General features: G+C 35.0%; 7 protein-coding genes. All 7 read right to left on the reverse strand.

Going from position 1 to position 12,552, the window contains the following annotated elements:
- Positions 1-166: 166 nt before the first annotated feature.
- The 7 genes from CJF42_RS22775 to CJF42_RS22805 all read right to left on the reverse strand — a co-directional run bounded on the left by CJF42_RS22775 (position 167) and on the right by CJF42_RS22805 (position 12,440).
- On the reverse strand, positions 167-2,593 hold the full coding sequence (locus CJF42_RS22775) for an ABC transporter permease (RefSeq protein WP_095368857.1): 2,427 nt from the start codon (positions 2,591-2,593) through the stop codon (positions 167-169).
- Between the two features lie 65 nt (positions 2,594-2,658).
- A complete protein-coding gene (locus CJF42_RS22780) occupies positions 2,659-5,085 on the reverse strand; it encodes an ABC transporter permease (RefSeq protein WP_095368858.1) in 2,427 nt (808 codons plus the stop codon).
- Between the two features lie 66 nt (positions 5,086-5,151).
- Positions 5,152-7,584, reverse strand: coding sequence for an ABC transporter permease (locus CJF42_RS22785; RefSeq protein WP_095368859.1), 2,433 nt, complete (start codon positions 7,582-7,584; stop codon positions 5,152-5,154).
- Positions 7,581-8,297, reverse strand: a complete 717-nt coding sequence (locus CJF42_RS22790; protein WP_095368860.1) for an ABC transporter ATP-binding protein — start codon at positions 8,295-8,297, stop codon at positions 7,581-7,583. Before CJF42_RS22790 ends, CJF42_RS22785 begins: the two co-directional genes overlap by 4 nt.
- Positions 8,298-8,373: 76 nt before the next feature.
- Positions 8,374-9,633, reverse strand: a complete 1,260-nt coding sequence (locus tag CJF42_RS22795) for an efflux RND transporter periplasmic adaptor subunit (protein WP_095368861.1) — start codon at positions 9,631-9,633, stop codon at positions 8,374-8,376.
- Between the two features lie 166 nt (positions 9,634-9,799).
- Positions 9,800-11,083: a sensor histidine kinase gene (locus CJF42_RS22800; protein ID WP_252097711.1), complete on the reverse strand. Its 1,284-nt coding sequence runs from the start codon at positions 11,081-11,083 to the stop codon at positions 9,800-9,802.
- Positions 11,058-12,440 carry a sigma-54-dependent transcriptional regulator gene (locus CJF42_RS22805; RefSeq protein ID WP_095368863.1) on the reverse strand — a complete coding sequence of 461 codons (1,383 nt, stop codon included), beginning with the start codon at positions 12,438-12,440 and terminating at the stop codon, positions 11,058-11,060. Before CJF42_RS22805 ends, CJF42_RS22800 begins: the two co-directional genes overlap by 26 nt.
- Positions 12,441-12,552 lie beyond the last annotated feature (112 nt).

Consider the following 12,552-nt stretch of genomic DNA (forward strand, 5'->3'; position numbering starts at 1 on the left):
AACCGGTTTTTTTAATGTTTTAAATAATACCTGTTAATAAAGTGATATTGCCGCAATCAAACCAGCAAAACTTACCCCTAATACCAAAGTAAAGCATGCTAAAAATCTTTATCCTGTAATAAACTCGTTAAGGAAAGCTTTATTTCACTATACATGTGTAAGCGCATTATTCGTTTCCTTTTAACGTGCAAGCCACAGGCTGATGAATTATCCCTCTTAAAGGTAAGTAAATTGATACGGTTAGCAAGATAATCACTAAACCTAGTGTGAATAAACTTAACGGTATTATGTTTAAGCCAATCAAACCTGATAACTGCTGCGAATAAAAACCATAAAATCCGATTAAAAATACTAAAGATATGCCAATAGCGATGATTAAATTAATCATATTTTCCAACAAAAATAATTTAACGATGTCACGTTTTTTTGCACCTATTGCAAGGCGAGTAGCTAATTCACTTTGGCGTAATTGTACATTGTAATTTGCTATTGAATATAAGCCGATAGAAGCTAAAAATAAGATCAGTAAGGTTAAAACGATTGTTGTAATTGCTGTCGTTATGTGCGAAAACATCATTTTTAAATGCACTGATTTCACAGTTTCATAATCTCGTAAGTCAAATCTAGCATCAATACTAGTCACCAGTTCACGAAAATTACTCTCTGATATTGATTGTCCCTCATTAAAACGCACTAGCATACTCAGCCAATGGTCGGCACTAGGAAAGTAAGCGCGCATACTATCATATGGCTGATTTGGGATTTGAATACTTTTAACAATACCAATTATTTTATATCGTTTGTTGTTATTAACCAGCTGTAAACCTAAAACATCACCCCCTGCTTGAATTTCATTGGCAAACTGCTCATTAATAATCACAACATCAGTCAAATTTTTAATATCATCATCACTAAAGTTACGCCCCTGTAATAGAGTCTGCTCAATTACATTAAAATATTTGTTATCCACCCATTTCATATAAGGGTTAAATTTTTGCCCTGTTTTATCTACTTCAGTTGCTCTTACTACATAAGCACTAAAGGGAGAAATAGCGTGAGTAACTGACTTAACTTGAGGCAAACTGTTAGTCTGTGCTTTTAGTTCTTTCATAAAAGCACTGTATTCTTCTCTTTGTGGTTTACTAGCTGATACCCGAGTCATATTGATACTCATCGTATTATTTGCATTAAATCCAACAGGCTTAAAAATTGTATTTGTTGCATCCATTAAAATTATGGAACTCACAAATACCATAACTGTTACCAGTGTAATTTGACTAATAATTAAAAAATTTCTTAAAGGTTTTGAAACTTGCGCTTTAACACCTTTTCCACTGCTACTTAGTGCACTTTGAATTACTTTAAAATTAATATGTTTACTGGCAAGTAACGAAAATATTAAAGATAAAATAACAGCGATACAGATAAGACTCAATACAGATATAACATCAATTGATAGCTCATTTACTCTAGGTAAAAGGGTAACTAAATAACTTTTTAATATGTGAAATTCTATAGAACAAACCACAAGTGCCAATATGACCGAAAGCATCATCAAACTCACAATTTCTAAAAATAGCAGTTTTACAATTGCTTTTTTTGAAGCACCTACAGCACTATGAATAGCTAGGTTGTGTTTAGTTTCAGCTGCTCTAGAGATAAATAAATTGGCAATATTCACAACTGCAATTAACAATAAACCTAAACTTGCCGCAAGTAACATATAAAGCATGTGCTTGTTATCACCTAAGATATATTTACCAATAGCAGTAAGCCGCATTTCAACAAACCAACCTTTAGCCCAATCTTGCCCCATGACTTCTGATTGCCATTTTTCATTTAAATGAATTGTTAAATAATCAACTGCGTTTTTAGTTGTATATTTATCCGTCAATTTACCAATAAAAAATAAAGGCTCATGGATCATACCCCAAGCCGACTTCAGCATGGCCGATGAGCTTTCAAAATCCCAAGGCAGCCAAACTTGTGTTTTACGCCCTGTAGTCATTAATTCTGGTTCTATAAAACCTTTTGCTGTTACGCCTATAACTTTATGACTGATACCAGAAAAATTTACCGTTTGCTCTAAAATATCATCAGTTAAAGAAAATTGATTTTTCCAAACTTGAAAACTGATCACTGCACCTGATTTATGCAGGCCAAGCGCTTCATTCGCATCAAAAAATCGACCTTTTATCATAGGGATTGATAACATTGATGACAGTTCTGGTGTCGTAAAGCTTAAATTGACAGTGCGAGAATTGTCATTGAATCTCACTTGCGCTTCATAATAGGAAATCAGCGCCTTTTCCTTAAAAGCGGCTTCATTTTTATATATATGCATTAAGCTTGGAAAAGGAAACATATGACCAATTAAACTTTGTTTTTGATCATATAAACCATGCTGTAATACCAAAACATTATCTTGTTCTGGATAAGGGAAAGTTTTATTTAATATTAAATGACTTAATATAATCACACACAACAAAGAGCCTAAAGTTATGCCCATTGAGGTAACGACCGTCATCACAAAATTAGGTTTGTGCTTTAAACTACAAAACATTTGTTTTATCTGATAAATAAAACCATTCATAAAAAAGCCTTTTATTATTTTTTAAACTTATATAAAAATAAACCAATGCATCAGTTCATTAGTCACTATTCACTGCTTTTTAATGCATAAACAGCAGGTCGATTTATGAAGTTACGCAAAGGAATATAACAGGCAACAAAAGTGATAATTGAAATTAAGCCAAGCGTCAGCATAGCCTGAGGTAATAACTGCCAGTTAATATAGCTAACTAATGCGTCACTAAAGCTAATAGTCATACCCAGTAATATTAAAATACTCATCACTAAACCAAGCAATACAGACACACTATTATCTTTTAATATCATTAAAATTAAGTCTTTTCGTTTAGCGCCAATTGCCATACGAGTACCTATTTCAAATCGACGAATTTGCGTGCTATAACTCATAACCCCATAAAGCCCTAAACTTGCTAAAAAGAAAGTTAAACTCGCTAAACTTAATGTGGTAATTGCTGTTGCTTTTTGAGTGAATAAGCCTGCACTTTGAGTATCTTCTAATGGCGCATATTTTTCTATCACCATAGATTTGTTACTTTGCTGAATTACTTCAACTAACTGTTCTCGGGATAAACTCTGATTTGGCTTAAATTTAATTAACATGCTGCGTTGTGGTGCACTACTTGGGCCATAAACGCGAAATGGTTGATCAACTTGGTTTGGCTGTATAATATTTTTAACCACGCCTTTTATGGTATAAACCTGATCGTTACCTGGGTTTACATTTATACCCACCGCACTGCCATTTGGTGCTAAATGATTAGCTAATGCCTCATTAATAATCCACACATTATTACCATCTTTAATATCTGCTGCAGAGAAGTTTTCCCCCTCAATTAATGGTTGCTCTATTAAACTAAAATAATCATCTGCAATGCTTTTTATAAATATGGTGTAGCGCTCTTTGCGCACTAAGTCATTAATTGGCCACTGCCAAAAACGACTTAAAGGCGAGCTTGAGTGACTCAACGCCTCAACTTCTGGACGCTCTGATATTTTTGCTTTAATATCTGTCATTATTGGCCCAAAGGCTTCATACTCAGGCCATTCCACTGCAGAATAAACTAAATTCAAATAAGATAAATTATGTGTTTTAAAACCGGCATCTTCATTTAAAGAGTCCAATGCATGCTTAAATAAGTTAGTATTAACAAATATTAAAGCTGCTGCGATAGCCACTTGTGTGCTCATTAATACTTGGCGTGTTTTTTTAGAAACCTGAGCACGATTGCCTTTACCACTGGATTGTAAACTCTGATTTAAAGCTTTATAACGAATGGTTTTAGCACTTACTTTTGCAAAGAAATAAGCCCAACTCATCACAATCACTATTACAGCTATAAAAGAAAAACCATTTAATTTTAGTTCAGCTACGCGCGGTAAAATATCGCTTAAATAATGCTGTAAAATATAAAAGCCACTTACAGTTACCACTACAGCAATAGCAATTGATAACAACATCAAAATAGCCGATTCAACTAACAAAGCATTAAATAATTGCTTTTTATTGGCACCTATAGCAGCGCGTATTGCCATACTATGTTGCTGTTGCACAATACGAGACATGAATAAGTTTGCTATATTAGCACTGGCGATAATCACTAAACCAACAATACCAGCGAGTAAAAAGTATATTACTTTATGGCTATCACCTACTACTAGACTATTAAAACTATGTAACTTCATTTGCAAGGTCCAATCATTTAAAAATGTGACTCCGCCTACATTATCTCGCCAAATTTGATTCTCAGCAGGTGTTATTTCCTGTTCTATTTGTTTAATTGTTTTTTGTGAATCTAATTTCCCCACAAAAGCAGCTAGTGGGATAATTCTCCCCCAACTCTCTTTTGCTTGTGTATCTAGATTATAATCCCAAGGTAGCCAGATTTGTGTTTTTAAACCTCTTTGTTCGATTTCAGGTTCAACAAATTCTTTCGCTGTAACACCCACTATAGAAAAACTGACGCCACTAAATTCAACTTTTCTTGATAAAATATCCGCATCGTTTTTAAATTCATTTTGCCAAGTATCATAGCTAATAACAGCAACTGGATTATGACTATCAAGTTCCTCAGTTTGCTCAAATTGACGACCTTGAGCCATAGGTACATCTAGCATTGAAAACCATTTTGGCGTGACATAGCCCATTTTTAAACTTGGCTGTTTAGAAGAGCTAGTTAAAATATTATCGTCATAATGGATCAATGCTGCTTCACTAAAATGGGTTTGATTTTTATAAAAATGAATAAGCCCTGGATAAGTAAATAAATCATTATCTACTTGTCCATTTTGCATAATCTGACTTTGAATTACCCGATATAATTTGTCTTGTTCAGGGTAAGGTAAAGGCTTCATTAACATGATATAAACAAGCGTTAATACACATAAAAGTGCACCTAAGGTTAAGCCCATAGTTGTGGTAACGCTCGCTACAAAACCCGGTGTTTTTTTAAGGCTTTGCCAAGCTTGTTTTTGTTGATAAAAAAATTGACTCATGATGAAAATTCTCTATTCAAAATAGCCTATATGTATTATCACCATATAGGCTATATCAAATTATATTTATTCGCTGCCGCGAAGCGAGTGAATTGCTGGACGGTTGATAAAAGGACGCAATGGCCAATAACAAGCAAACAGTGAAATTAAGCTAATCAATACAACCGTTATTACAAACAAGGTAAGTAATGACAGATTTATATAAGCTGCGAATGCTTCAGAGAACCCCAAATACAAACCAACTAATACGAATAGGCTCAAAATCATCCCTAAAATAATCGAAGATAAATTGTCATTAATGATCAAACTAATTAAATCAAATCTTTTTGCGCCAATTGCCAGTCTCGTGCCAATTTCAAAACGGCGCATTTGTGTGCTGTAACTTAAAATACCGTACAGACCTATAGTAGCTAAAAAGAAAGTTATAACAGCTAATACAGCACTGGTAATAGCTGTTGTGTATTGGGTAAAAAGCAGTTGTGCTTTTTGAGTATCTAATGATTCCATTTCAAAAATATTGTATTGACTTGTCACACTTTGTAATACTGAAACCACTTGCTCTCTAGAGACAACAGACTCAGGCTTCAACTTTAAGATCATCGCGTTTTCAGCTAAAGAAGTAGGCACATAAGCTCTTAATATTGGCTCATTAATATCTCCAGGAATATGAACCGCTTTTACAATGCCAATTATTGTTGTATGTTCTTCATCACCAAAACTAACCTGCTTACCTATCACGCTTTCAGATGGTGATATTCTGTTTGCAAACGCCTCATTAACTATCGCAACTCTGTTTTCATCTTTAATATCTGCGGTAGTAAATAAGTCACCTTCAATTAAATTTTGGCCTATCATTTTAAAATAATTTTGATCTATATGTTTCACTTCAGGAGTCAAACGCTCATTGGTCGCTACGACAGTTGTTGCCCAAAGGTTAAAACCATTTAATGGTGAACTCGCTTGCACAACTTGCTCAACTTGAGGTAGAGCTGTTAGCTTTTCACGTACTTCATTCATTAATTGCTTACGCAAATCACGCTCTGGTCGTGTAGCCCCTGCACTTGAGAAAGTGGTATACATTAAGTTATCTGTGTGAAAACCGATGTCTTGGTTGATGGTTTTAACTGAGTCTTTTAATAAACTGATATTTACAAAAACTAAACTTGTCACAACAGCGACTTGACTCACGATTAAAAACTTACGTATATTTTTAGATACTTGAATCCCCGTCCCTTTACCACTTGATTGTAAGGTTAAATTAAGTGCGCGATAATTAATCATCCTGCTGCTTAAACCAGCGAAAAATAACGCAAATAATAAACTAATGGCAATAGCCGAAGCTAATGTCACCCAGTTAATCATCAGCTCATCAACTCTTGGCAAACGTTGTGATAAAAATTCCTGCATCACCAAAAAACCAACTGTGGCAATAATTAACGCAATCACAACTGAGAAACACATTAATAATCCCGTTTCGGATAATATTGCTTTAAATAACTTACCTTTAGTGGCGCCAACAGCAGCATGAATTGACAATTGACGCTGTTGCTCTGCGGTGCGAGACATAAATAGGTTTGAGATATTGGCGCAAGCAATTAAAACTAAGCCAATGACTCCTGCTAATAGTAAATAAACCGTATTTGTACTATCACCTAAAATTTGCTTTTTAAATGGCACGGCTTTCATTTCAATGTTCCAACCATTAAAAAACGCCATACCAGCGACTTTCTCTTTCCACGTATCATTAACTAAAGGTGTTAAAGTTTGAGAGATTTGCTCAAGTGTTAAAGCTGACTTTACTTTACCTATAAATTTTTGGTTTGAATTGATATTACCCCAAGAGCCTCGTCCTCTTTCGCTCATACCATTATAATCCCAAGGTAAAATCACTTGTGATTTTAAGCCTATGGTAGATAAAGCGGGTTCAATAAATGATTGCTTTAATACACCAACAACATTGAAGCTCACACCTTTAAATGTGACTTTTTCATTCAAGATATTTGTGTCAGAGCCAAACTCATCAACCCAAGTATTAAAACTTAATATGGCAACGGGGTTATTAGTATCCAATGCTTCTGTCGCCTCAAATGTGCGACCTAAATGCACTTGTGCATTTAATAACGAAAACCATTTCGGTGTCACATATAAAGTATTTAATGTAGGCTGAGATGGTACAGAAGTCAGTACATCCTGATCATAATAAATCAAGGCACTTTCATCATAAACAGTCTGATTTTTATATAAGTGTATCAAACCCGGATAAGTATAGGATGAAGCATTCGTTTCACCTTTACTATCACCTATATGATGCACAACTAGATGCAAGTTCTCTTGATCAGGGTAAGGTAACGGCTTGGCAATTAATACATAAGCCAAGGTTAGAATACATAGCAAAGCACCTAAGGTAGTGCCCATAGTCGCCAGTACAGTGGCGACAAAACCTGGGTTCTTTTTTAAGCTAGCCCAAGCTTGTTTTTGTTGATAGATAAATTGACTCATACAGCCGCCTTTAACTCTGGCGTTGTTAAAATTGCACCATCAAGTAATTTAAGTTGCGTACGAGCCATATCAGCATAACGCGGATCATGGGTTACCATACAAATTGTTGTGCCACTTTCATTTAATTTCTCAAGCACATCCATTACTTGATCACCACTTTTAGAATCTAAGTTACCTGTTGGCTCATCGACTAACAAAATTGCAGGATTTGCCACTAATGCACGTGCGATTGCAATACGTTGTTGTTGACCACCTGATAACTGATTTGGCTTATGACTCACACGATGTGACATCGCCACCAACTCTAAACATTCATTAACACGTTTTTTAATGGCTTCATCAGATAACTTGTCTTTGCTATAACGTAAAGGCAATGCCACATTATCAAATACAGAAAGCTCATCGATTAAGTTAAATGACTGGAATATAAAGCCAATTTTACTATTTCTAATTTCAGCAGCTTCATCTAAAGATAAATCAGTGACATTGACACCTTCAATGTAAAACTCGCCACCTGATGGCATATCTAACAAACCTAAAATTGATAATAATGTTGATTTGCCACAACCAGACGGGCCAGAGATAGAGACATAATCTCCTGCGTTAATTTCCAAGTCGATACTTCTTAGCGCATGTGTTTCTAGTTCTTGTGTTTCAAAAATTTTAGAAATATTCGTCATTTTTATTTTTGTATTTGCTATTGCTTGGCTCATGTTACTATTCCTTTTATGTTTTATTGCTGACTAAGCGCGACTTTCATTAACTTAACCAGCCAATATAATTTGATTATTAATAATTTATAGTTAAAGTATTAGAACTTGTTTTTAAATTTGATAAGTCAGAAATAATGAATGTATCGTTAGGTTTAGCACCCGATGTCACTTCAATGTATCGACCTGCTTGACGACCTAGTTTTACTTTTTGTAACTGTGCGTCTTTACCGTTTTCATCAATACGATATAAGCTAACTTGCGTACTTGCTTTAGCATTTGCAGGACGTTTAATGTAAATCACTTTTTTTAGTGTTTCAGCGATTACAATACCATCAACATTAAGCTGTGGTCTTGCACTGGCTGGCAAATTTTGCGGTAAAGAAACTTCAATATTTACCGTATTGTTTTCAACGATTGGATCTATTCGCGCGACTTTACCTGTTATTTTGTCACGACGTGTATCGATGATCACACGTTGACCAATTTCAATTTGCTGCACTTGACTTTGCGGTACACGAATAAGTGCAATTAAATCAGTCACACTGCCTATTAATGCGATTTCTTGACCTGATGCTAAACTCTGACCTAACTCCACAGATAAACGCTGTAATACACCATCAAAGCCAGCTGTTACTGTTAATCTGTCTAGTCGTGCTTGTGCTATATTTAGCTGACCTTGTTGCTGTTTGATGCGTTCTTGCTGAATATTGACCGCTTCTGCATGTACTAAAGTAAGCTGCGCCATACGCTGCTTTAATATTTCGATGCGTTTCTCAAGTTGCTTTTCATTTAATACAGTCTGTTGAAAGGTTAATTTTGTAACTATGCCTTTTTTCACTAACTGCGCTTCAGCAATACGTTTTAAAGTTGCAGTTTCAAAGCTTGCTGTAATTTGCGCTAAGGTGGCGCTTTCATTTAAAGTTTCACGTTGATTATTTAATTTAAGTTGGCGTAAGTTTGCATTTTTTTGTGCGAGTTCTTGCTGTGCATTATCTACTAACTGCTGAAGTTCTGGATTTTCAAGTCTCACAATCACACTATCAGCTTTTACATTTGCCCCCGGCTTTAAAACAATTTCTTTAACCGTTGCACGGGTTAATGCAGTAATTAACTGTTGTTTATCTGACTTTAAGCTACCATAGCCTTCAATGCTGACCTCTAAATCACCTTGATGCACTTTTTCCACCAAAATATCATTTCGCTCAACAGAAATTGAACCTACAGACTGGTTAGCCCAAAGCGCTAAAAAAACAAAACCAGTAAAAATAGCTAATGCAATTCGATACTTAGGATTTAATAACAGGTTACTTTTCTTTTTTGTTTTTACGACATCCATATATTTTCACTCTCAATATTATTTGCCTACCTAGCTATAACAAAGATTGTGCCAATATAATTTAAACTTTAATAACAACAACTTACCATTCAACAGTGATATTTTGGATTCTAATCAGTCCGATTCCGGACTAGCTAAGTTCAGTATCGAAATCAAATCAGATAGGTTATTTAACTGGTAGATTAATTGAAACGGTGACACCTGCATCGGCATTATTAATGAGCTCAATGCTTCCCACATGTTGCTCAATTATATTTCGACAAAAACTTAACCCTATGCCCTGCCCTTGTTGTTTAGTAGTAAACAAAGGCACAAATAAGTTTTCTAAATTAGCAAAACCATGACCATTATCAATCACTTGAATAAGGTGCTGCCCTTTTATTTCACTTATTGATAGCGCTATTTTATCGGCCCCAGCTTCATTAGCATTTTTAATTAAGTTAATAAGTACTTGATCTAAAAAAGCCTGATCTGCCCACAGCCATTCAACCGTAACTGAAATTTTAAATTCAAAACCGGTAAATAAACTGCTTAATCTTTCTACCAGCTGATTCACATTAATTTGTTGACAATTTAAATTTAATTTTTGTGAAAGAGATGAATAACGACTTATAAAATCTTGTAGATGATGACAACGCTCTGCTATGACAGCTAAGGCTTTTTGATCTCTAGCTGATTCTGTTCGAGTAAATAAGCTCTCAGCTAAAGAAGATACAGGTGTAAGTGAGTTTCGAATTTCGTGACCCATCACTCTAATAATTTGCTGCCACGCAGTTTGCTGACTTGAACGTAATGCAGATTCAATATTGGTAAATACCAATAATAAATTCGCTTCTGAGTTGTCTATAAATTCACTTTGACTGATTTGCCATTGCTGATTTGTAGCTGCGGCACTGGCTTCGAATTGCCAACTGTCGTTTTGCTTAACTAAGCCCAGCAACTTAGGAGAACCATGGCGGTACATTTGCCAAGGCTGATCAAATAATAAAGAAAACGCCCCATTAGCATAGGTTAATTGATTTTTTTGATTAAACACTAAAATCGGCGTATTTAACTGATCTATTAATTGGTAAACCAAAAAAGCATGTTGATCATACCGTGATTTTTGCGTAAGTAACTGCTCACTTAAAACTTTCAACTCTTGATGAAAATCGCCAACTTGCCCTTTTGTAAATTCAGGTTTTGCATATTGGTTATAATCTTCCATACGTACTGCTTCGATTTGCAATAAACCTCTTTCAAATGCCGCCATGATTCGATACATAAATCTATAAGCACTGAAACCTAAAACAAGTAATAGCAAGCCTGACATGATGGCGATATTCCATAGCGCCCAATGATGTTCAGTTAAAATATAACTAAATAACCCCACGACCAAAACTAAAAAAATAGCGAGTCTTCGAAGAATATAATTTTCTAATGACTTACTTTTTAAGAAATTCATGTTCATACTTTTCCAAGCGACGATATAAAGATGATTTAGTTAAACCTAATAACTTTGCAGCTTGTGGCACACTTGAATTGGTAATACCGAGTGCTTGTTTAATTAATTTTATTTCGGCTTTTTCTAGTGTCATAAGCGGTAAAGTTTGATCACTTTTACTTGCTGATAAAGGCAATTCGTTTGCGGTCAGTTTTAAATCACTTGTCGCTACTTGAGGGTCTGCAATAAAGAGCAATACCGCACGTTCCATTAGATGGCTTAGTTCACGGATATTACCTGGCCATCGATATTCTAATAATGCTTGTTGTGCGCAATCGCTTAGCTTTGGTTCTACTTTATTATATTTAGTTGCGAAATGATGAATAAAATACTCCGCTAAAGGCACGATATCATCTAGCCTTTCATTTAATGAAGGCACCCTAAACTCTAAAGTATTTAAACGATAAAACAGATCTTCTCGAAAACGTTCCTCAGATATTAGTTTTTCAAAGTTACCATTTGAAGCACTTATAATACGGATATTTGTTTTCTCTGTTTGGCTTGAGCCTAATACCTCATAGTCACCAGACTCAACAACTCTTAATAACTTTGCCTGTTGAGACATTGGGATATTTGCAATTTCATCTAAAAATAACGTGCCTTGTTTTGCTAATTCAAAACGACCAATTCGACTAGATTTAGCATCAGTAAACGCACCTTTTTTATGACCAAACATTTCACTTTCAAATAAAGACTCTGAAATTGCGCCCATGTTGACACCAATAAAAGGTCTTGACTGGCGTGTTGATAAATCGTGGATGTGTCTGGCTAATTGACTTTTACCTGTTCCATTATCACCGGTAAGTAAAATAGCCACATCTGTTGTCGCAATACTTTGAATTTGCATCATCAATTGTTGCATACAAGCTGAACGCCAAACATATTCATCTTGCTTTATGGGCTCTAATCTTTGCTGCAGTTTTTGATTTTGTACTTTTAAACCAGCCATAGAAAGCTGATGCGCTATGATTTGTAGTAACCTTTGGTTTTTCCAAGGTTTTTCAATAAAATCACCCGCACCTAGCTGCATCGCTTTTACGGCTAAAGCCACATTTGACCAAGCAGTCATAGCAACAGCCGGAATATTTAATTCTGATTTTTGGATCCAAGCTAATAATTCTAAGCCTTCTTCACCTGATGTGGTATCTAGTGAGTAATTCATATCGAGTAAAATCAAATCTATTTTATTGTTTTGAATTAACGCTTTTGCTTGGTAAGGGCTATCAGCTTCTATTACCTGATAACCGTTATCCTCTAATACAAAACCCGCGCTCAGGCGTATTTCCGGACGATCATCAACAACTAAAATACATACATTACTCATTATTTACCTAACTAGATAAAACAGTTTATAAAACTCACTTTATCATTAGTCAGAACAAAAATTAATGAAATATAGAAGAATTAAGTATTAGTTACTCAAGGTTATTATTTTT

Source organism: Pseudoalteromonas sp. NBT06-2, from assembly GCF_002276045.1.
Lineage (GTDB): Bacteria > Pseudomonadota > Gammaproteobacteria > Enterobacterales > Alteromonadaceae > Pseudoalteromonas.